The 21,265-nt window shown below is 36.5% G+C and carries 27 protein-coding genes; 12 read left to right on the forward strand and 15 right to left on the reverse strand.

The window, feature by feature from the left end; translation table 11 throughout:
- Both pdxR and NYE73_RS22765 read left to right on the forward strand, forming a co-directional pair.
- Positions 1–1,392 carry a MocR-like pyridoxine biosynthesis transcription factor PdxR gene (gene pdxR, locus NYE73_RS22760; RefSeq protein ID WP_259950512.1) on the forward strand — a complete coding sequence of 464 codons (1,392 nt, stop codon included), beginning with the start codon at positions 1–3 and terminating at the stop codon, positions 1,390–1,392.
- A 4-nt stretch (positions 1,393–1,396) separates the two neighbouring features.
- On the forward strand, positions 1,397–1,888 hold the full coding sequence (locus NYE73_RS22765; RefSeq protein WP_233436270.1) for an SRPBCC family protein: 492 nt from the start codon (positions 1,397–1,399) through the stop codon (positions 1,886–1,888).
- 44 nt (positions 1,889–1,932) lie between these two features.
- Here the strand turns inward: NYE73_RS22765 and NYE73_RS22770 are convergent, their stop codons facing one another.
- The 3 genes from NYE73_RS22770 to NYE73_RS22780 form a co-directional block, all read right to left on the reverse strand.
- Positions 1,933–2,697: a hypothetical protein gene (locus tag NYE73_RS22770; protein WP_231595682.1), complete on the reverse strand. Its 765-nt coding sequence runs from the start codon at positions 2,695–2,697 to the stop codon at positions 1,933–1,935.
- 70 nt (positions 2,698–2,767) lie between these two features.
- Positions 2,768–4,399: a ribosomal protection-like ABC-F family protein gene (gene abc-f / locus NYE73_RS22775; RefSeq protein ID WP_257961876.1), complete on the reverse strand. Its 1,632-nt coding sequence runs from the start codon at positions 4,397–4,399 to the stop codon at positions 2,768–2,770.
- A gap of 331 nt (positions 4,400–4,730) precedes the next feature.
- Positions 4,731–5,096, reverse strand: a complete 366-nt coding sequence (locus tag NYE73_RS22780) for a hypothetical protein (protein ID WP_054549664.1) — start codon at positions 5,094–5,096, stop codon at positions 4,731–4,733.
- A gap of 132 nt (positions 5,097–5,228) precedes the next feature.
- On the opposite strand from NYE73_RS22780, the gene NYE73_RS22785 reads away from it, so the two are divergent.
- The 3 genes from NYE73_RS22785 (at position 5,229) to NYE73_RS22795 (ending at position 7,487) form a co-directional block, all read left to right on the forward strand.
- Positions 5,229–6,119 (forward strand): endo alpha-1,4 polygalactosaminidase, encoded by an 891-nt coding sequence (locus tag NYE73_RS22785; protein ID WP_259950508.1) that lies wholly within the window; start codon positions 5,229–5,231, stop codon positions 6,117–6,119.
- A gap of 71 nt (positions 6,120–6,190) precedes the next feature.
- Positions 6,191–6,673, forward strand: coding sequence for a DUF2243 domain-containing protein (locus NYE73_RS22790; protein WP_196333044.1), 483 nt, complete (start codon positions 6,191–6,193; stop codon positions 6,671–6,673).
- Between the two features lie 13 nt (positions 6,674–6,686).
- Positions 6,687–7,487, forward strand: coding sequence for a cytochrome c oxidase assembly protein (locus tag NYE73_RS22795; RefSeq protein ID WP_115673128.1), 801 nt, complete (start codon positions 6,687–6,689; stop codon positions 7,485–7,487).
- A 14-nt stretch (positions 7,488–7,501) separates the two neighbouring features.
- Here the strand turns inward: NYE73_RS22795 and NYE73_RS22800 are convergent, their stop codons facing one another.
- Together NYE73_RS22800 and NYE73_RS22805 are read right to left on the reverse strand one after the other, a co-directional pair.
- Positions 7,502–8,011, reverse strand: a complete 510-nt coding sequence (locus NYE73_RS22800; protein WP_066037962.1) for a DNA-deoxyinosine glycosylase — start codon at positions 8,009–8,011, stop codon at positions 7,502–7,504.
- Positions 8,012–8,029: 18 nt separating this feature from the next.
- On the reverse strand, positions 8,030–8,824 hold the full coding sequence (locus tag NYE73_RS22805) for a DUF2268 domain-containing protein (RefSeq protein WP_066037961.1): 795 nt from the start codon (positions 8,822–8,824) through the stop codon (positions 8,030–8,032).
- Positions 8,825–8,929: 105 nt separating this feature from the next.
- Between NYE73_RS22805 and NYE73_RS22810 the strand changes: the two genes are divergently transcribed.
- Complete coding sequence (locus NYE73_RS22810) at positions 8,930–9,181, forward strand: hypothetical protein (protein ID WP_259950507.1); 252 nt, start codon at positions 8,930–8,932, stop codon at positions 9,179–9,181.
- 65 nt (positions 9,182–9,246) lie between these two features.
- Here NYE73_RS22810 and NYE73_RS22815 read toward each other — a convergent pair whose 3' ends face one another.
- Positions 9,247–9,981, reverse strand: coding sequence for a polysaccharide deacetylase family protein (locus tag NYE73_RS22815; protein ID WP_259950506.1), 735 nt, complete (start codon positions 9,979–9,981; stop codon positions 9,247–9,249).
- Between the two features lie 271 nt (positions 9,982–10,252).
- Here NYE73_RS22815 and NYE73_RS22820 point away from each other — a divergent pair, with 271 nt between their 5' ends.
- From NYE73_RS22820 to NYE73_RS22835, 4 genes are all read left to right on the forward strand, one after another.
- Positions 10,253–10,375 (forward strand): hypothetical protein, encoded by a 123-nt coding sequence (locus NYE73_RS22820; RefSeq protein WP_004231718.1) that lies wholly within the window; start codon positions 10,253–10,255, stop codon positions 10,373–10,375.
- 182 nt (positions 10,376–10,557) lie between these two features.
- Positions 10,558–10,860, forward strand: coding sequence for a YunC family protein (locus NYE73_RS22825; RefSeq protein ID WP_004231716.1), 303 nt, complete (start codon positions 10,558–10,560; stop codon positions 10,858–10,860).
- 105 nt (positions 10,861–10,965) lie between these two features.
- On the forward strand, positions 10,966–11,592 hold the full coding sequence (locus tag NYE73_RS22830; protein WP_103118945.1) for a DUF2238 domain-containing protein: 627 nt from the start codon (positions 10,966–10,968) through the stop codon (positions 11,590–11,592).
- Positions 11,593–11,639: 47 nt separating this feature from the next.
- Positions 11,640–12,284 (forward strand): SIMPL domain-containing protein, encoded by a 645-nt coding sequence (locus tag NYE73_RS22835; RefSeq protein ID WP_048394056.1) that lies wholly within the window; start codon positions 11,640–11,642, stop codon positions 12,282–12,284.
- A 42-nt stretch (positions 12,285–12,326) separates the two neighbouring features.
- On the opposite strand, the gene NYE73_RS22840 is transcribed toward NYE73_RS22835, so the two are convergent.
- The 3 genes from NYE73_RS22840 to NYE73_RS22850 form a co-directional block, all read right to left on the reverse strand.
- Positions 12,327–12,974 (reverse strand): uridine kinase family protein, encoded by a 648-nt coding sequence (locus tag NYE73_RS22840; protein WP_054549670.1) that lies wholly within the window; start codon positions 12,972–12,974, stop codon positions 12,327–12,329.
- A gap of 60 nt (positions 12,975–13,034) precedes the next feature.
- The gene (locus NYE73_RS22845; protein WP_259950504.1) at positions 13,035–13,592 is read right to left on the reverse strand and encodes a histidine phosphatase family protein; all 558 of its coding nucleotides are present in this window, start codon (positions 13,590–13,592) and stop codon (positions 13,035–13,037) included.
- Between the two features lie 68 nt (positions 13,593–13,660).
- The gene (locus NYE73_RS22850) at positions 13,661–14,593 is read right to left on the reverse strand and encodes a DMT family transporter (protein WP_259950502.1); all 933 of its coding nucleotides are present in this window, start codon (positions 14,591–14,593) and stop codon (positions 13,661–13,663) included.
- Positions 14,594–14,711: 118 nt separating this feature from the next.
- On the opposite strand from NYE73_RS22850, the gene NYE73_RS22855 reads away from it, so the two are divergent.
- Together NYE73_RS22855 and NYE73_RS22860 are read left to right on the forward strand one after the other, a co-directional pair.
- Complete coding sequence (locus NYE73_RS22855) at positions 14,712–16,049, forward strand: aminotransferase-like domain-containing protein (RefSeq protein ID WP_054549673.1); 1,338 nt, start codon at positions 14,712–14,714, stop codon at positions 16,047–16,049.
- 74 nt (positions 16,050–16,123) lie between these two features.
- The gene (locus NYE73_RS22860) at positions 16,124–16,366 is read left to right on the forward strand and encodes a hypothetical protein (RefSeq protein WP_004231701.1); all 243 of its coding nucleotides are present in this window, start codon (positions 16,124–16,126) and stop codon (positions 16,364–16,366) included.
- Between the two features lie 48 nt (positions 16,367–16,414).
- On the opposite strand, the gene NYE73_RS22865 is transcribed toward NYE73_RS22860, so the two are convergent.
- The 6 genes from NYE73_RS22865 to NYE73_RS22890 all read right to left on the reverse strand — a co-directional run bounded on the left by NYE73_RS22865 (position 16,415) and on the right by NYE73_RS22890 (position 21,254).
- Positions 16,415–16,573, reverse strand: a complete 159-nt coding sequence (locus NYE73_RS22865) for a DUF1540 domain-containing protein (RefSeq protein ID WP_004231699.1) — start codon at positions 16,571–16,573, stop codon at positions 16,415–16,417.
- A gap of 96 nt (positions 16,574–16,669) precedes the next feature.
- Positions 16,670–17,554, reverse strand: coding sequence for a helix-turn-helix transcriptional regulator (locus NYE73_RS22870; RefSeq protein ID WP_048394047.1), 885 nt, complete (start codon positions 17,552–17,554; stop codon positions 16,670–16,672).
- A gap of 69 nt (positions 17,555–17,623) precedes the next feature.
- Positions 17,624–18,880 carry an erythromycin esterase family protein gene (locus NYE73_RS22875; protein ID WP_259950501.1) on the reverse strand — a complete coding sequence of 419 codons (1,257 nt, stop codon included), beginning with the start codon at positions 18,878–18,880 and terminating at the stop codon, positions 17,624–17,626.
- A gap of 18 nt (positions 18,881–18,898) precedes the next feature.
- A complete protein-coding gene (locus tag NYE73_RS22880) occupies positions 18,899–19,636 on the reverse strand; it encodes an ABC transporter permease (RefSeq protein WP_048394044.1) in 738 nt (245 codons plus the stop codon).
- The gene (locus NYE73_RS22885) at positions 19,636–20,346 is read right to left on the reverse strand and encodes an ABC transporter permease (RefSeq protein WP_004231689.1); all 711 of its coding nucleotides are present in this window, start codon (positions 20,344–20,346) and stop codon (positions 19,636–19,638) included. The genes NYE73_RS22880 and NYE73_RS22885 overlap by 1 nt, the downstream gene beginning before the upstream one ends.
- Positions 20,343–21,254 (reverse strand): ABC transporter ATP-binding protein, encoded by a 912-nt coding sequence (locus NYE73_RS22890; protein ID WP_066037952.1) that lies wholly within the window; start codon positions 21,252–21,254, stop codon positions 20,343–20,345. Before NYE73_RS22890 ends, NYE73_RS22885 begins: the two co-directional genes overlap by 4 nt.
- Positions 21,255–21,265: the final 11 nt, after the last annotated feature.

The raw sequence follows: 21,265 nt of genomic DNA on the forward strand, positions 1-21,265 counted from the left end.
ATGTTATGGATACCTATAGATCGAGCATTAGATATTCCTTTAAATCGTCAAATCTATCAGCAAATACGGGAAAAAATTTTAAGTGGACAACTTCAGGCAGGAGAAAAATTAGTATCAACACGAGAGCTTTCAGTAGAATTAAAAGTATCAAGAAATGTCATATTAGAAGCTTATGATCAGTTACTTGCCGAAGGATTTTTAATTGCACGAAGAGGAGCTGGTACATTTGTTGCAGAAGGCACATTGTTACCACAACAGACCAAACCTCTTATTACAAATAAAGCAGGAGATCCAATAGTAGGGAAAGAGGTTGTAAACTTACGCTCGGGTATTCCAGCACTCGACTTGTTTCCTCGTAAAACTTGGGCGAGGATAAGTAACCAGCTATGGCACGATAGTGAGTCCTCCATATTAGGATACGGGGTTCCAGAGGGGCGCATAGAATTAAGGCATACTCTTGCCCACTACTTATTAAGGACAAGGGGCGTTGAATGTCATCCAGAGCAAATTATTATTACATCTGGTGCGACACAGGCAATGATGCTTGTGTCGAGATTATTGCTGTCATCTAATGATATTGCTATTATGGAAGATCCTATAACGAATGATATTCAAACTATCTTTAAAGCTTCTGGTGCTACCATTTATCCGGTACCAGTAGATGATTTCGGGATGAAAACAAGCCTATTACCAGATAATATAGATCCTAAACTTGTCTTTCTAACTCCCTCTCATCAATTTCCTTTAGGAAGTACCTTACCTATTCAGCGTAGAATTCAATTAATTGAGTATGCTAGAAAGAATCATTGCTTTTTAATAGAAGATGATTATGATAGTGAGTTTCGCTACGAAGGGCCACCTGTTAGCTCTTTACAGGGCCTAGATCCAGAGCTAGTTCTCTACATCGGTTCTTTTAGTAAAATTCTCTCTCCCGCATTAAGAATAGGATACATTATCCTTCCAACACAGCTTACTGAAAAATGCCGTCAATTAAAATGGTTTACGGACTTACATACACCTTCCTTAGACCAGCTTATCCTTTCTCGCTTTATACAGGAGGGCTATATGGAAAGACATATCACAAAAATGAAGAAGTTCTATAAAAGCCAACGTGATTTTCTGATTCAATGTTTACAATCCACTTTTTCACATAACATAAAAATATTTGGCTATTCTACAGGTATGCACTTAGTTGCAGAATTTGAGAAGATTGATTTTACCCGAAACTTATTAGTGAAAATAGAACAATTTGGTGTAAAGGTTTACCCAGTAGAGGATCATACAATTAAAAAGGGAAAATATAATAACAGATTGATTATTGGCTATGGTCATTTACAAAAGCATGAAATTGAACTAGGCATCACTAGACTTTTTCAAGCAATTTATCATTAGGAGGATGTCTGTGCTAGCTACTATTGAAAAACAATCAAATTACCATATTGCTACATTCAAACGGCCATTACTATATTCAATAGATGCCGTTTGGGCCGCTATGACTAACAATGAAAACCTACAAAAATGGATGAGTAATTTAGAAATCATTGAGCTACGTAAGAACGGGAAAATACATTTTAATATGAATGATGGAACAGGTAATTTTGAGGAAATAACCATCACAGATTATGTTGAGAAAGAAGTATTAGGATTTGGTTGGGGAACAGATACGGTGAGATTTGAATTATTTTCTACTGAAAAGGGTTCTTTATTGGTATTAGTGGAGACACTTCAAAATCTGACAGAGCATACACCGAAGGATTTAGCAGGATGGCATATTTGTCTTGATATGTTAAAAGATCTACTAAATGGCGTTGACCATCAATATTTCCCAATGGATGAATGGCAGCAAAGATTCAGCGAATACCAAAAAATGCTGAATAGTATAAAGTAAAATAATACAAAAAATCCTAGAGCAGCATTACTCTAGGATTTCTATTATTGATAAAAGGCTGTAGCAATTGCTAGTGCTTTTAAAGGATCTTTGATTGAATCCAGTGTGTAAACAAGCTTTTCATCCTGCCACACAATTAAATTACCTGATTGATAGACATCTAGCTGAGCCATGCCATATTGCCTTGGAATAGGCAGCATGTGGTTTTCTAAATACGCTACTGCCTGCTTAGCAAGTTTGACACCTGCATCAGGATTATCAGTTCGTGTATGAGTGGCAATTGCCCATCGCCCTTCGTTCCAACCAGTCCATAATGAACCAGCGCCTGCATCTTGATAACCTTTTATATTGTAACCAAGATCAACCTCTTGCCCGCCATTTTGATTAAAATTATCAAATGCTATCTGTGTGCTTGCACCTTCCACACTTTTATATTTCTTGACCAGCAATCTTCCAATAACAGTCGCTGATTTCTTTAATCGAATATCGTTAATTGGCATATTCTCTTTGCTCTCATAAAAAATAACTTCAACCTGGTCGCCCTGTGTTCTTGCTGTAGCTGATAAAAATGTACCCTCTGCAATAGGTAACGTTGTTGGCATTTTTATTGGAACATTGAAATGTATCTGCTCCTTTATTTGTTGAAGAGCTTCAGTTGCTTGAACCGTATCAATTTGATCATTATTAGACAGTGCTACAGATGTACTTGTTTCAATCTCATGTTCTTGTGCATTCTTATTTCGTTCAGCACAAGCACTTAAGCTACAAATGCTTAACAATAAAAAGAGAAATACTACCTTTTTCAACATGTTAACCCCCATTTAAGAAATGCCTTCTCTCCATATTTTCCCCTGAAAAAGGTTAACTTAAACGCTTCAGCTATCGAAGTTCATTGATGCGCTTCGTCAGCTCATTAAACTTCTGATCAAGCATGGTGTAGTCCTTATCTTTTACTGTTAGAAAGCTCAGTTTGCCTAAAATCTCTTGTCTTTCCGTTTCAAGCTTTAAACGGAGAGCCGCTGTATCATCCACTTTATTCGGTGTGACTTCTGTCCACTTTTTCTTGATGTGCTGACCGTGAAGCTCCCAAACACTGTTCGTGACTTTTTCTAGAAAGTATCGATCATGTGAAACGACAAGCAATGTTCCATTATATTGAGTAAGAGTATGCTCTAACTGCTCACGAGAAGGTAGATCAAGATGGTTTGTCGGCTCATCTAAAATAAGAACATTTTTATCCTCTAAAATATAAGCCATCAGCTTACACTTTACGCGTTCTCCCATACTCATTTTGCCTATGGGAGATGTCCAATGTGTCAGTGTAAACCCTAAATTCTTCATCAAGTTGCGCACTTTAGCACGCTCTTCAAATGTCTCTTGATAAAAATATTGCTCTGGTGTCTGATCAAGTGGTAAATCAAATACTTCCTGTGTCAGATAACCAATGTTTGCAGCTGGTGATACCCATACTTCACCCTCAGCTTCTAGCTTGCCTAAAAGAACTTTTAAAAAGCTTGTTTTCCCACTTCCATTCTTTCCTGTTATAGCTATCTTATCTCCAAATTGAGCCGTAATATTCACATCGTTAAATAGTATGCGTTCACCAAATTTTAAAGATAAATGCTTGATTTCCAGTAAGCGCTTGCCAACTCGTTGATTCGTGCCTAAAGAAAAACGAATCTCTGCTTCTGGCTCCACTGCTTCCACTCTTGTCTTCGCAAGTTCAGCCTCTAATCGCTTTTTCTTAGATTTCACCTGAGAATCTAAACGCTTTGCTTTCACACGATGGTACTCCTTAAAACCTTCCAGTTTTGTTGACTGGGCGTGGCCCTTTTGTGACCAAGACGTCAGTTCCGACATTTGAGCCTCAATTCGTTCAATGTTTTTTTGCTGCTTCTCGTAGGCACGTTGCTGTGTTAATCGTCGGTGTTCCCTATCAGCCATGTAGCTTGTATAATTGCCATCATGTTCAATCAGGCTTTTTTCCTCAATAGACCAGATTTTTGTGGCAACCTTATCTAAAAAATAGCGATCATGTGATACCACGATGATTGTCCCCTTATAGTTTTGTACTTGTCTGATGAGGAATGCGGTACTTCGTTCATCTAAATGATTCGTTGGTTCATCAAGTAATAAAATTTGAGCATTCTGGGAAAAACCTTCTGCAAGACGCATTTTCAGCTTTTCACCCCCACTTAACGCTGCAAATGACACATTAGGTACCTGCCACTTAGCCAGCAGATCAGCTTCTCTTGCGGATACTTCTAGTTTGTCAAAATGAGCTAGCTCCTGTTCAACAAATGTAATTTTTAAAGCCTGTGCTCCCTGAATTACTCCCATAGTTGGTGATAATGTACCTTGAATCAATTGTAATAATGTCGATTTCCCAGCACCATTCCTCCCTATAATGCCGATGACTTCGCCTTTTTTTACTGTGCCTGTCACATGCTCAAATAACAACATATCCTTTATTTCATAACGTACATCCTGTAATTTTAAAAGTTCCTTCATACTATCCATCCTCTCCAGTTGGAGGGACAAAAAAATCCCTCCAATTCATTTGGAAGGATTAGTCGCTACAATATCATACACAAATAAGCTCCAAAATTATTGTGAAAACAAGCTTTGGAGTAGCTAAATATCGGCAGTGGTTTGCGAATATAAAGCAATTATTATGAAAAATGGGCAGACTAATCCTATTTTTGTTGTTCGTGAAATATAAAATTTCCTATACAAAAATTAAGATTAGTTATTCATTAGCCACCCATCTTCCCTTCATTCATCGTTATCGTCATTGTAACATCATTTTTTTAAAAATAAAACTCCATACCTTGAGCTAAGTCTATCTAAAACATTCATAGGAACGAATTTGGTTTCTAGAAATGGTACGGAAATACCAGCCATATCTTCGACTCCATCTAAAGCCAGCAATGATTTCCCTTCCTACAGCTGTTGGGAAAAACCAAAAACTTCTACCACTATTCATCCAAATATACGTATTTCTAAATAAACAGGAGCGTATACCACTAGAACCTTCTCGCCAAGCAGGAATTGGTGGTGAAAAACCTGGTGGTGTACTCATTGGCATTTGTCCTGCGGGAGGGGGGCCGAAATGAGTTGGCCCAAATGACGTTGTTTCAAAATCATTATAACCTCCCCAACCACCAGGTCTTCTAAAATTATCTTCTCTAAATGGATTATTATACACACAAACCCTCCTTTTACATTATTCAATATATGTAAAAGGGCGATTCACCGTTGAGCCATTGCCCATTTACCAAAGGTAACCTAGTTCCTATTATTGTATAATGGAAGGAAAATCCTTCAAAAAGGAGTACTTATGAAAAAATTATTGATACTCTTATTAGCCCTGCTTATCGCAGGTAGTATGTGGATGCTGCTTGCTAAAAATTCAGTCTCTTCTTCCATAAATTTTCAAGCAAAGCTTGCTGATGTGAAAGATTACACATACTACTTAGATAAAGGCAACGATGCCATTGGCAAGAGCATGACGAAGTTAGATTTAGTGATTGTAGAACCTCTTGAAATGCAGCAAAAGTATATCGTCAATGCTCAAAAAAGCGGTACTTTAGTGTACGGCTATATTAATGTGATGGAAGCAGACAAATGGAATACAGCACTCTATCAACAATTAAAGGAAGAAGATTTTTATCGAGACAAACAGGGTGAAAGAATGTATTTTGCCAAATGGGATTCTTTTTTAATGGATTTGACTTCTACGCACTATCAAGACATTTTGCTAGCAGAAATAGAGCAGCAAATTGTTCAGAAAGGCTTAGACGGTGTGTTTTTAGATACGGTTGGTAATATCAATTCCTATTTACCTGAAGATGAACAAAAGTGGCAAAATGAAGCCATGTTATCTTTTATCCAACAAATCAAAAAACGACATCCAAATATATCTGTTGCTCAAAATTGGGGATTTCAAACACTCGCCGATTATACAGCACCATATATTGATTTTATTATGTGGGAGGATTTTTCGTATCCTGTGGTAGGAAAAGATAAATGGTCACTCGATATGATGCAACAGCTTGTCCACATACGCAATAAATTTGGTACACAGGTGATGGCAATTGGTTTTGAAGAAGAATCAAAAAGCCGTGCATTAGCTGAGAAGCATCATTTCAAATTCTTTTACAGTCCTGCTGGTTCTTACTATAATAGCTGGCAATCATCCTTACTTCCCTCTGACAAACGACTGTTTTGAGGGATATTTGTTTAAGAGCTCATCTCAGGGGTAGACTAAAAGAAAATCAGCTTGAGGTGATAGGATTGGATATGACCAATATGTATGAAGAACAAAAACATCAGCATGAAAATCGCTTTCAATATAAGCAGCGTAACATGTGGACTGGGATTTTATTTGGGCTTGGGGTTGTTGCATTTATAGATGAGGTGATTTTTCACCAATTATTACACTGGCATCATTTCTATGATAAGTCTACAGCAGCTATTGGACTAGTTTCAGATGGTTTATTTCATGCATTCAGCTTTTTTGCTACCATTGGATCTGCTTTTTTATTGGCTGATCTAAATAGAAAACATGGGTTTTGGCTAAAAAGATGGCTAGGCGGTATTTTTCTTGGAGCAGGCTCATTTCAGCTTTACGATGGAATTATACAACATAAATTCATGAAACTTCACCAAATTCGTTACAATGTTGAAATACTTCCCTATGATATCGTTTGGAACATATTGGCGGCGCTATTAATAATTATCGGTATTGTCTTACTGCTCCAAACAAATCAAAAAGATCAATAGGAGGTGGCGCATCTTGCATTCTCACGATGTTCATGCTCAAAACTTTCCTATTATGGTTCAGCTTCTACTGGCCTTGCCATTTGTTCTAGCTCTTATAGGCTATATCCTCGCTGTTATTATTTCGAATCAACATAAAAAACAATGGCCTCATTTCCGTACTATCTGTTGGATTGTTGGAAATGTCTGTGCTCTGATTACATTAATCGGCCCATTGGCTGCTCTTAGTCATATTCATTTTGACGCACATATGATAGGACATTTATTGCTTGGCATGCTGGCACCATTACTTATGGCTTTAGCAGCACCAATGACTCTGCTGTTAAGAACCTTACCAGTAAACAGGGCACGTATTCTCTCTCGACTACTAAAAAATCCGTATGTTCGTTTTATTCGTCATCCAATTATTGCATCTATTCTAAATGTAGGAGGCCTATGGTTACTCTATACAACCTCACTTTTCAATTTGATGCATGAACATATACTATTGTATGTATTCATTCATCTCCATATTTTTCTAGCGGGTTATTTGTTTACTATTGCCTTTATTTATATTGATCCTACTCCACATTCATACTCTTATGTTTTTCGATCCCTTACATTAGTAGTAGCATTGGCTGCTCATGCCATATTGGCAAAATTTATTTTTGCAAATCCGCCTCATCATGTACCATCCACTGAGGCAGAACTAGGTGCTAAGATCATGTACTACGGTGGAGATGCTATTGAAATCCTTCTTGTGTATATTCTCTTTTATCAATGGTTTAAAAGCACAAGGAATAGTATTCAACCCAAAGCAGCTACTTCATCACGCTAATCTCGCCCTGTTGATTAGGTTAAATAGGATTGGATAATCTGCCAGTCCTCTAGCTTTTCAGTGAACGTTTTAATATTTTTCCCTGGTATTGGACTTGTTGATGGCATTTTTTTATAGGCTCGTCCTTCTAGAAGCCCTAAGCCAATATGCTTTTTAAAAACCTCAAATGCTTTCGCTCCATTAAAAAGCACTAATTGAATATTAGGGTATTGTTCAAAAAGGGTTTGAAAATCATTGGGCTTTTCATTGCGTATCGCTGCATCTAAACTTCCTTCACGTTCACAAGTTGCAATCGTGTCCCAAAGACCGATTGCATTGTTTTTTAATAAGGCTATTCTCTCTGTATAATCATTTGGAATCGCTATCTGTAATAACTCACCCATAATAGGCCAAAAGTGATTGCGTGGATTGCCATAGTACTGCTGTTTCTCTAACGATTGTTTTCCTGGCATGGATCCAACAATGAGCACCCTTGTTGATGAGTCTACAATTGGTAATAATATATTTTTTAATTCATTGGACACAACAATCACTCCTTTTCTCTATTGTAGCGGAAAATTCGAACCAGTAAGTAAATCTTGGCTTGAAATGAATAAGGGATGTTGGCATAAATGGTTCATTTTATACGACTGCACAATTTTGTAGCCTATACAGTAGCCTATCCAAGGTGGAAGGGCCCCCCCGTATAGAAATGGATGATGTTGTTTGATTCCTTGAAGTTGTAAATTCGGTAAAAAATGATGCTCCCATAAAGCTAAAAGTTCTTTTTCTGAGTAGGATTGTAACCAAGGAGCAATCCACCTTTCTCCGTATAAATCTTTCACCGCATCTTCTGCTAAGCCTTCTAAAATGAGAGAATCCAATAAAGTCATATCATCTAAAGTTTTTTTTAATATGTGTATACGACAAACATGGTTATATTCATGAGCAAATAATGCTTGAAGCTCCTGCTTTTCTAAATCACCCACAAATAAAAAAAGCGAATGAGGATAAGCGACACCATTTTTATTGGTTATCGTTTGCTGCTGAGTAATTGGGAAAATATAAATTGGTATTGATGGGCCATTCCATTTCCTCTGTAAGTATAGGAACTCCTGCTGTACACTGGCCCATACTTTTTGCCTCTTTAATTTTTCAACATCGACTTCCTCATGAGGTAAAAAAAGACCCTGTTGCTGTAATGTATAGTGAATTTCTTCTGGAAGCCCATCTCGAAATAGTTTGACTAATCGACCGCAAAGAATCGAGCATTGTAAGCTTGTTCGCTCATCCTTTCTAGTTGATTTTCTAGCACTTACAAATTCATCTAACCACTTATCCGTTGACACAACTGCCATATTATCACCTCTTCACAGCATATGTCTTGAATAGACAATCGGCTAGTGATAAATGCATCAAATCGCATATATTAGCTTGTAATGACAATGAAAGGAGGGATATGTGTGAATCCAGCTGATGCTTATAGTCTTTGCTGTAAATATCATGGTAAACGTGTTCGAATCTCGGATTCATCTGGTAAAGTACATGTTGGAGAAATCACAAGGGTAGATAGAAGACAGGTATGGATTCTACCTGATAGAAGATATAGTGGTTATGGTTTAGGGTTTTGGGGATTTGGAGGAGAAGGTTTTGGCTATGGAATTGCTCTAGGAACAATTTTAGGTATTGCGCTAGCTCCAATTATTTTCTTCTAATTCAAACCTTTTATTTAAGTGAAAAAGAAGCCATTTCAAACATTCTTGAGATGGCTCATTTTTCATTATTGAACTTGTTCTTGTTGCTGTTTGCTTTCAATCAGCTCGGATATTGTAACAAATGTGTAGCCTTGCTTTTTTAATGCAGGTAGTATTTCTTCTAGTGCTTGAATTGTTTGTGTACGGTTCCCGCCACCATCATGAAATAAAATAACATCTCCAGGCCTTGTTCCCTTCATTACCTTTTGCACAATTTTCCTTACACCAGGCTCTTTCCAATCTTGCGTATCCTGATGCCAGGACCACATTACTACCTTATAGCCGTCCTTAACAGCAGCATTAATCATAGCATCCGTGTAATTTCCACCAACGGGACGGAATAAAATTGGGGAAAAACCAGTAATACTATAAATCGTGTCATTTGTCTGTTGAAGCTCCTCTTGCAATTTTTTGATGGAAACTTTAAATGGATGTGTATACGTATGATTTGCTAATTCATGGCCTTCTGTATAAGAACGTAAAACAAGCTCTGGATATTTTTCTGCATTTTTTCCAATAATAAAAAAGGTGGCTTTTGCATCATATTTTGCTAATAAATCTAGCACAGCAGCTGTGTATTTAGGATGTGGACCATCATCAAAGGTGAGTGCAACAATTTTATCCTCTGTTTTGATATCCCAAACAACTTCACCTGTCTCCTCATAATAAGGACGACCTCTATCTGCGTAGCCTTCCTGCACTAAAAATCCCGAGATGATTAAAAAGAAAACCATAAAAATGAATACGTAATTACGTGTCATAGCATCACCTCCCAAGTCCGAAATCACAGAACTCCGTCAACTTACTATTTACGAATTACCCGGAAATATACTTGTGAAGGATTGTCTGTTTTCTCCTTTTAATTATTTCAAAAAAATTTTAAACGTTCTTTATAATTTTGAACAATATGTGAAAATCTTTGAATAGTACTTTATTTTTTTATTTATTGATGTAAAATTAAATCAAATCTGATATATAACAGTTATTATAAATATATAAATGTTATGCAACACAATAAAGGGGATGACATATATGTGGATTATTACAGTATTTGAAGAAAACACTTATCGCATGTTTGAGTATAGTTCTAAACGTGAGGCAACAAATGCATTACATAAATTTAAAGAAACTGCTTTGCTTTCTTATACAAGATAAGAAAGGATAAAAGGAATCTATTCATTTGAGTAGATTCCTTTTTGTTAAAAAGTACCTCCGATGCTTCCCCTAATTCCTTTCATCCTTATACATCTAGCAACATATTTAGTTTTTTTTTCATGAAAATGTCGAACACCTTGCTAGCCTTCACCATATGTATATAGAGAAAAGGAGTGATTTCAATGGTGACAATTGAACCTATTATGATTAAAGGGCATTTCTTCACTGCAGTAGTTGTTCAATTACCTAAAACAACATTACTAACGATTTCTAATGATACAGGCTACATTATGTGTGGTGCTTTAGATGTCGGCCTATTAAATAGTCGCTTAGTTGATCGAAAAATTATTGCTGGTCGTGCAGTAGGCGTGAAAACAATTGACGAGCTATTAACAGCTCCATTAGAATCTGTAACATATGAAGCAGAACAGCTTGGTATTACAGAAGGAATGACTGGTGTAGAGGCACTTTTAAAAATGATCTAATTGGCTAAAAAAGCGTCAACTAGACGCTTTTCTTTTTTGTTTGCTAACTATTTGAATAAGCAATTTCCCCATTTCCCATACTGTTGGACAAAGGGAGTTGTTAGTATGAATAGTAGGCAACATGTTAAAATACACGCCACATTACTTATTATTGTTTTAATTGTTTTCATCTGGTCTGTTATAAAGCCGTCCTCCTATTTAGATTGGCTAGCTGAAGTTAGTCCTGGAATTGTGGCAATAACAGTCGTTGTTTGCATTTATCATAAATTTCGCTTTACCACATTTTCTTATTTTATTATCGCTCTCTTGTCGATCCTGACATTTATAGGTGGGCATTATACCTATTCGGAAGTCCCTTTTTTTAATTGGATAAAAGATGAATTTCATTTACAACGTAATCACTATGATAGGTTTGGTCATTTTTTAAAAGGTTTATTAGCCATCGTAATAAGGGAAATACTAATCAGGAAAACACCACTTACAAAAGGAGCTTGGCTTACAGGTATTACGATCAGTATTCTGCTCGCAATTGCTGCTTTTTATGAAATCATTGAATGGTTAAGCACAAGAATCTCGAAGGGAAGTAAAGGAGCAAAGGATTTTTTAGGCATGCAGGGAGATAAATGGGATGCACAATGGGACATGTTTTTAGCCTTGCTGGGAGCTATTTTAGCTTTACTTCTATTCACAAAGCTCCATGACAAATTTTTAAAAAGAATAAACAAATCATAAATATTTTTGCATAGCATGATTATATAACCTATGAAAGGTGGTATTAGATGTACTATGCACAGGTCAATCAACAAACACATCATCCATCACGTACTATGATTGTAATCGGCTATGGACAGGTAATGGCTACACCAAGCTCTGTACAATTACAAATTGAAGTCCAAACACAGGGCAACCATGTACAAGGTCCTCAACAGGAAAATGCGGCAATCATGAATGAAGTTATGCAATCACTTATCGCACTTGGTATTCCAAGAGAACAAATTCAAACTGCTAGTTATACAATCACACCACTATATAATTTCGAAGATGGCAAACAAATTTTTAATGGCTATGAAGTAGTCAACGCCATTTCCGTCAACGTTTCGGATACCAATGATTTGGGCTTAATCATTGATACGGCTGTAGAAAATGGGGCAAATCGAATAACCAATATTCAGTTCAAAATGGACCATACCGATGCTTACTATCAGCAAGCATTAAGTTTAGCGCTACAGAATGCTCAATTGAAGGCGAAAACAATAGCAGAAACTATGCACCTGCCTTTGCAGCCACTCCCTGTAGAGATTGTGGAAGAGCAGGCTAACACACCTATCCTTTATCGCTCTATGGCTGTATCCTCGGGAATCACGCCTATAGAACAGGGACAAATTGCTATTGATGCTACTGTTCGTGTGAAATTTCAATACTAAAGTTAGGAGCCTTCCGCTACTCAAAGTGCAGAAGGCCCTCATTTATTTTACAAGTGTATTTTTTTCAATAAGGATTTCATCATCCTGAGTTTTAATAACCATATCAAAATGTTGGCAATGTGGATGCATAAATAATTCATATTGAATACGTCGCTCATCATGTGATTGTTTTAAATAATTTATATCTGTCCCTCTTTCAAGCACATCACGATCTGATCTTCTTTTAAGTTCTGTAGCCCCATCCGTATAAAAATAAATCTTTAAATCGAATAACTGCGGATCTATAAATGCTACACACATTCCTTCTACTATCGTGATCTGTTTTTTTGAAGAAATTAATGCACTTTTCATATAATGTGTATCGATTGTCATTAAATCGAGTCCTTCTCTTATCATCTGAACATCTCGCTCCAATGATGGTAGATGATGAGCAGCGGGATGACAAGCCGTCATTTTAAAACGATGATGCTCATTTTGATATGTATATTCAAGTATTGATTGTTTGCGAATATCCGAATCCACAATATACGGATCAGTATTTAAATAATTCACTTCATCTTGATCTAAAGCATGTATAAGTTTTTTGGCAAATGTCGTTTTTCCAGCAGCTCCATGACCAGAAATGCCGATTATGATTTTTTTATCAGCTTGTTTAACCCATCTTAAAATTTCTTTTAATATCGTCTCCATCATACTCTCCTTCACTATAAAAGGTATGGCAAGAAACAATTCCTACCATACCACTTAATATTAGCCTTCATTATACGGGGAATCCCATATTCGCTCTATCATTACTCCATTATGCTTAGGGCTTAGTAGAAAAACATCTGGGTTGCTTAAATTTTTCCAACAGTGAAAATCAACATCCTTATCATAATACTTCAGTAGCAAAGAGATGATATTGCCATGACTCACAATTAATGTATTATCAACATCCTGAGCAAATGCATCTTTTGCAAGGTCTACAATTCGATGCATCGCTTCATTACTGGATTCTCCACCATCATATTTTAAATCCATATCAACAAATGTCGCCTGTAATTTTTCGTACCAATCTGGAAAATCTATAGTACTTAAAAGGCGCTCCGAAAGACGTTCATCAATTTCAATCGTTATACTTTCTCTGCTACTTAATGGTTCAATGGATTGGATTGCTCGTAAGAAAGGGCTAGATACAATTCGATCAATTTTTAGATTCTTGAAAAATTCAGCTAAACTATTTGCTTGCTCTATTCCCTTCTGTGTTAAGGGTGCATCTAGTGATTGTCCTTGTGCTAGACAATGTCTAATGACATAAATTTTCCCCATAAAAATCTCCTAATTTAGAAAGTCATTTATAAACGATTATTATACCCCGTTTACTAAATAGCTCCGATTTAAATGTTCCTATTCATTATCTCACTTGTTCTACATTTCCCCCCAAAATAATTCGTCCCTATCACACCAATAATAATCATGATGCCACCAATAAGATGATATAGATGGAAATCTTCCTGTAAAAATAAGACCCCTGCCAAAATAGTAATAAGTGTTGCAAAATTGCTAAAGACACTCATTTTAGATGCTTCCAATTTAGATAAAGCATAATTAGATAAATAGGATGTACCAAGTGAAGATAGTATACCTAAATATAAAATAGCGAAGACAAAATGAGCATGTGTTAATGGCTTAAAAAATTCATTGAGTGTTCCATTCATCATATGACTTCCAAGAGCCATTCCATTAAAAATAACAAATCCACACAATGTCATGACATATGTTAATGCTAGTAAAGAATATTTCTTGGTAAGCCCTCTAGCAAAAATATTATAAAGTGATGTCGCAATCGCTGATAGTAAAATAAATCCACTTCCTATGACATTTCCTGTAGTAGTATTTGCTCCATTCATCATTAACAGATAGATGACACCAAGTACGGACAAACTTACAGATACAAGTTGACCCCGAGTAGCTTTTTCCTTTAACAATAAACCTGCCAATGCTAATGTAAAAATAGGGATTGTCGCTTGAATAATTCCCGCCTCTGATGAGGAAATTTTAGCAAGTCCAAGCACTTGAAACGTAAAAAAAGCAATTGGATACAAGATGGCTAACGGTAATATTTTTAGTATGTCCTGCATGTTCATTATTAGCTTATTTTTTGTCATTACCATGATTATAACAATACCGATGAATGCAAAAGTAAAACGATGTGCAAGTATATCAATAGGACTTGCTACAGTCAACGTAACTTTCACAAACATAAATGAGAGCCCAATGACAAATGCATAAATTATTGCTGCTATATAGGCATTTCTATTTTCTGACATAGGATCGTACTCCTTCTTTAAACATTCCGGCCGGTATAGTTATCGTATTAAATAGAGAACTTATTGACGATATAAAAAAAACACATCTGTACCGATACAGATGTGCTGGAGGTTATGTATGCTTAAATACGAATGGATTTATTCTCAGCTCCTGACTCAGATCCAAACAGGCTCACTTCAAGCAGGGGCAAAACTCCCCTCGATTCGCCAGTTATCACAGCAATTTTCCTGTAGTAAGAGTACGATTTTAGCATCTTTAAAAAAACTGGAGGATCAGCATCTTATCTATTCAATGCTTAAAAGTGGCTACTATGTTGTTGATCATCAACTGCCCATCCAACCAAAAATGAAAAATTACATAGATTTTGCTACATCTTCGCCCAATTGGCATGCATTCCCTTATCAAGATTTTCAGCATTGTATTAATAAGGCCATCGACACATACCAAGCAGATTTATTTAGATATGGGACACCAAAAGGCCTACCGTCATTAATAGCGGAAGCAAAAAAACTATTAACAAGCTATCAACTGTTTACAAAGGAAGAAAATATTTTCATTACTTCAGGTGTCCAACAATCTCTATCCTTGCTAAGTATAATGCCCTTTCCAAATGGTCGCTCAACGATCTTAGTGGAACAACCTAGCTATCATTTGTATATGGATTATTTAAAAACCTATGAACTTCCGGCAATGGGCATCAAAAGAACAACGGATGGCATTGATTTAGATGAACTAGAAAACATTTTTAGTAAACACGACATAAAGTTTTTTTATACGATGCCACGTCTGCACAACCCTCTAGGAACTTCCTATAGTAAAAAAGAAAAGGATTCAATACGAAAACTTGCCTATAAATATAATGTGTATATAGTTGAAGATGATTATTTAGCGGATTTTGAGCAAAATACAAAAATAGATCCCCTATTTACGGAGGATACACAGGATCGGGTTATTTATTTAAAAAGCTTTTCTAAAATTATGTTTCCTGGCTTACGTATCGGACTTGCCGTATTACCAAATGTTTTGATTAATACCTTTCAACAGTATAAAAATACCACTGATATTGATAGCTCCATGATCTCCCAAGCTGCATTAGAGCTCTACTTGAAAAGTGGTATGTTTGAACGTTATCAGAAGAAAGTCAGTGAAGCTTATGCAAGCCGAGCAAATCAACTTCAACAATCTATAGCAACTCATCTGGCAGACTATCAATCCTCTAAGGAAATCTGTATGCATAGCCATATCATTCTACCGAGACAGGTGAATACTTCTAAGATTATTGATCATTTGGCACAACAAAATATTTTGTTAGATCCTATTAAACGCAATTATTTAGATGCATTTTATCGGGAACGTATTATCAAACTAAATGTATCGAATATAGACGAATCCAAGATTGATGTTGGCATAAGGGAAATTGCGCTAGCCCTTCATAACACGAGCAATTATTTCTAAAGCACATTATTCATGAAACCTTATTGTAGCTCATATAATTAGACATCATAAATTGGTTCAATAAGGAGGATTCAATGCAATCTGAGAAATTGCGACTAAGGAAGATTCAACGTCTTGCATATGAAATTATGGATGAGATGCACAAAGAAAAGCATCGCACAGAGATGCACAAATTAATTCCGATTATTGATAACTTGTCGCGGGCAATTGGGGATTTAACAGATTCTGTTGGTAAATACTCACTGGATTATGTAGAAGAAAAAGTAAAAAATGCCCATGCTCTTTTATTTAACAAAGAAAAGGTAGATATTTATTAATAAAGACAGGGAAAAAGGGTAACCATATACATGGCTACCCTTTTGGCATTAATGCGTTTCAGGTTCGAATGTTTTACAGTCTGTTTCCTCGCTGTTGGAAGCATGTTGTCCCTTTTGGCTGACAACATAAATTTTTTCAGCTGTGCATTTGTTACCAGAATCCCAAAATGTGCAGTTATTGACTTCACAAAGAATTTCTTGTGCCATCGTCTCACACCTCCTCCTTGTTATCTTTAACAAATTAGAGGTAATCAATACGTTATTCAAAAAAGTCATCTTGCACTTTTGTCAGTGCTGTCTGATTCACTCCATACTGAAGTCTAGATTAGTAGGATGATTTGATAAATGTTCCTGAGTAAGCATATTTGTTGAGGGTACCTTGTTGTCAACTTCTTCAAAACGGAAGCCATCTGCCCAGACTTTACCCGAACCAATTAGTAACACACCAAAATAAATGGAATTACCTTCTTCAGGTACGTCTAAGACAATAGAATAATGATTCCATTCAGTAGAACCTGTCACAGGGCGTTGATCCATATTATCAAATTGAATCGTATCACCTGTACCATTGTCAATACGCATCCATGCACCACACTTTGTAGCATCTGCCGTCTTTAAGTAGCATGACATTTTCAAGCGTTTCCCTTTATAGTCAGCTGCCTGAAAACCCTGCATCATTGTAGCAAATTGACCATGATTTGCTGAGGCAGTTGTGGAATACAATACTCCTGAACGCTTCCCTGAATGAAATACCTTGTCATCTGTATGAAATTTATACAATTCTGGATTAGCACCACTCAACACCCAACCTTTAACCTGTTCAACTGTTTCCATGTAATGTTCCTCCTCCATCATATTTAATGATTGCATTACTTTTCGATACTTCCCTGGTGGTAAAGCATAAACTTCTTTAAAGGCTCTTGTAAAAGCCTCTTGTGATTGAAACTGAAGTGTAACAGCAATCGTTAATATCGATACATTAGAGTACATCAAATAACTCGCTGCCATAGCTAGCCGACGTATACGAATATATTCACCAATCGTAATTCCCGTTTCTTGCTTAAAAATTCGGCTTAGATGGTACTTCGAATAGCCAGCAGTATTAGGAAGACATTCAAAAGAAATTTCTTCCATCAATTGCTCCTCGATATAGGCAATAGTTCTTTGTGTCGCTTGACTATACTCCATGTTACTCACCTCATCTTTATCATAATGGAGAAGGAAACAGATTTTTTGATGGAGGTTGCTAAATTTAGCTTAATCAATTATTTTTGTTGGTGTTGCTTCTTGCACAACGATGAGACCATCATAAGCTTCCTCAGGTGTCATTTTAATGGTGTACAGCATTTGTGTCAGCTTATACCACGGACGAAAATCATCGCCGATATTGCCCATTCTTTGCTTTTTGGAAAGAATATTCGCCAGCTCCTTCGATTGTTTGGCAGCTTCAAAATCCACATAAAAGATGTTATTATCAATGTCACTAAAGGCATCCACTAAAGCATTGTGATGCTCAATCGTATATTCCTTTCGTGCTCCAGACCCATTTTGTGCCTGGAATGTATTTTTCACAAAGTCTGTGCCAATCGCAAAATATTGATCTTTATATATCTCACTTAAATAATGCCCCATCGATTGATAGCCTGCCATCGTAGCAGAAGTTTTCTCAATATGACCATTATGAGCAGACATTAATACTTTATCATGACCTTGTGTTGCTTCATATTCAACAATCCATTGTAAATTTTCAGCTAAATATTCGTCCCGTAAATTCATATAATTACCATCATTTAAAAATAATTGCGTACGCTGCTTCATAATTTGCGCATATTGAACAGCAAATGCGAATTCATCCTTTGAAGATTTTTTCTCATACATCGCTTTGTTTGATTGTAAATCGTTGATTATTGTATCAATGGTTTTATCAAGCTCAAGTAGCTGACTATCCGATAAATCTCTCATCGTTTTGTTGGAAACATGCTCTAGCTTAGTCGTGAATTTTCGTGCATTGTCAGCATGTACCTTGGCGTAAAAATCAAGTAACCCCTTTTTGCTGTAATCATAGCGTTGCATATCATTTCCATAAAAGTAAATTTTATCTTGAACATCAACTGTCTGATTATAGTCATGCATCCACTGCACAAACTCTACCATTTGTTCTGTTTTGTAGATGCCATAGTCTAACGCTTTTATAGCTTCCTCCGCCGTTCCGACACCGTTTTCGATAAATTGATTTATCTGCTGGGCCCCACCAAAATCTCCTTCTAAAACGAAAACATGGACATTTTCATTTTTTATCATCGCTTCAAATACATCTTTTTTTAATGTTTGAAATTCGATATTACCATGTGTTGCTTCCCCAAAACCAATAATTTTTACATCATCAGGAATGTTGATGTCTTTAATTTCATTCGTATATTGTGCGGCATCTTTTACGGCCTCTCTCTGTCCACATCCTACTAAAGCTACTAATAGCATCGATGCAGTTAAAAAACGTAAGCTACGTTTCAGCATTCTCATTCTCCTTTTAGCTTAAATAGATTTTCGCTGGAAATAGTAATATCCTCCGAGGAAAAATACGATGAATCCGCCACCTACTACGGTTAACAATTGCTCCCACGGTACAAAGAATACATCGTCTGTATTGCCCCCTATATACATCATCGAAAAGGGTTGTGCCCAAGGATAATACGGACCAATTCTTTCAGAATTCACTGCTAAAATTGATGGTAAAGTAAATATGACATTAACAGCAAATGGAGCAGCAAAGCTTTTAAACATAATGGACATCCACAATTGCAAGGCTACTAATGGCAATGTCGCTACCCAGCCTCCTACTATGCTTTTCCAAACAATCTCCATAGGAAAAGAATCTGTATAGCCTTTTACCATCCCAACAGCAAAGACCGAGCCTAAATACAATATCTGCATTGCTAAAACAAGCAGCATAATCAATATGTATTTAGCAACAAATACTTTCCCTCTTGTTACTGGTAATGCTAAAAGTTGCTTCCATCCACCAGACTGATGTTCATACCTACAAATAAGACTGGTAAAAACACCAGAAATAAGAGGTAAAAATAATAGAGCATATGTTAAATTCATCGAAAATAACGATATATACCACTCATTGATTTCAATCCCCTGCATGTTGTCCTCTAAATTAGCGGATAGTCCTATAAAAAGTCCAATCATGGGTCCTGCTAAAATAATTGGTACCATTTTTGATTTACGTAACTTAAACCACTCAGCTTGAAGTAAAGCAATCATTATTTCACGTCCCTTCTTGCAAAATCAACCATGCCGATAATATAGAGTAAGATACCAATTCCTACGCCTAATAAGACATTGATCATCGGCTCATTCCATTGGTTCATCAATGATGGCCATTTCCATATCATCCAATCTGGAAGAACATAGGAAGAATAGGCAAAAATCACCCCAAAAATGCCTACAGTTATAGGAATCCCTTGATTATGACTTACACTCGCTATCCACAATTGAAGTGCCAAGATAGGTAATGCTGCAAAAGCAGGGAAATAACTATATTTGGCTAGCTCCATGTAAGGTACCGTGTCACCTAATTCTAAAAACAACCCGTAGCTCAGCGTAAAAAACATTAATAACGTTGAGGCGAAGAATAGTAAGATAGCTAACAACGTAAATTTAGACAAATACACGGTTAATTTCGAAACAGGTAATGCAATGAGCTGCTTCCAAGCATTGGTCTCATTTTCAATGCTTGCTATGAATGACGTAAGAATGGCAATACCCAAGACTATGGCAAGCGGTGTAAATGAATGCACATTTAATAAGAAATAGCCCCAATCATCCTCACTTTGCTGTAAGAGATAATCCTTTCTTACTCCATAATTGACCATTTGCAGAGCAACCACCCCTAAAGGGCCAATAAGCGTTAGAAGCCATAATCCTTTACGTTTGATTTTTAAGAAGTCAGCAGTTAATAGCTTTCCCATCATATCCCCTGTTCTCCCATCGTCATTTGGAGGAATATATCCTCCAATGAACGTTTCTCTTCCTCGACTCGGAATACCGATATACCCTCCTGAACAAGAACTTGGACAATATGAGCAACCTTTTCATCCGAGCACTCTTCTAAGAAAATCACACCACCCTGATAATCTGCCTTAATACCATTTGCTAATAAGAAGCGCCATCCTTTTTCACCATTGTTTACTTTAAAGGTAACCTTTGGTTGGGCAAATCGACGCATAGCCTCAATAGAATCTTGGAAAATTAATTTCCCTTTCGAAACAATCCCAACTTGTGTTGCCATTTGATCAATCTCTGATAATAAATGGCTGGAGATTATAATGGTCATGCCATATTCCTCTGGTAATCTTTTAATTAAATTACGAATCTCTATAATGCCTGAAGGATCTAGGCCATTCGTTGGTTCATCTAAAATAAGTAATTCAGGACTATGTAGTAAAGCAGCAGCAATACCAAGACGTTGCTTCATTCCTAAAGAGAAACCTTTGACCTTTTTATGGGCAGCTTCCTTCAAACGGACAATTTCCAAAACTTCATCGATTCGAGTTTTCGGTACACCTAGTATTTTTCTTAGTGCCTCTAGATTCTCATATGCTGTTAAATGTGGATAATAAGAAGGGTTTTCCACCAACGAACCAATCTTAGCTAAAATTTGGATACGTTCCTTCGTAATATTCTTTTCAAAGACTTTAATTGTTCCAGAAGATGGCTTCATTAAACCTAGAAGCATTCGAATTGTAGTCGTTTTACCTGCCCCATTCGGACCTAAAAATCCATATATTTCACCTTTGCGTATTTGCAAGTTCAAATTTGATACAGCTTGCTCTTTTCCAAAGCTTTTTGATAAGTTTTGTGTTTGTACGATATATTCCAATGTCCTCACCT

Origin of the sequence: Lysinibacillus sp. FSL K6-0102 (genome assembly GCF_038003545.1) — a bacterium.
Taxonomy (GTDB): domain Bacteria; phylum Bacillota; class Bacilli; order Bacillales_A; family Planococcaceae; genus Lysinibacillus; species Lysinibacillus capsici.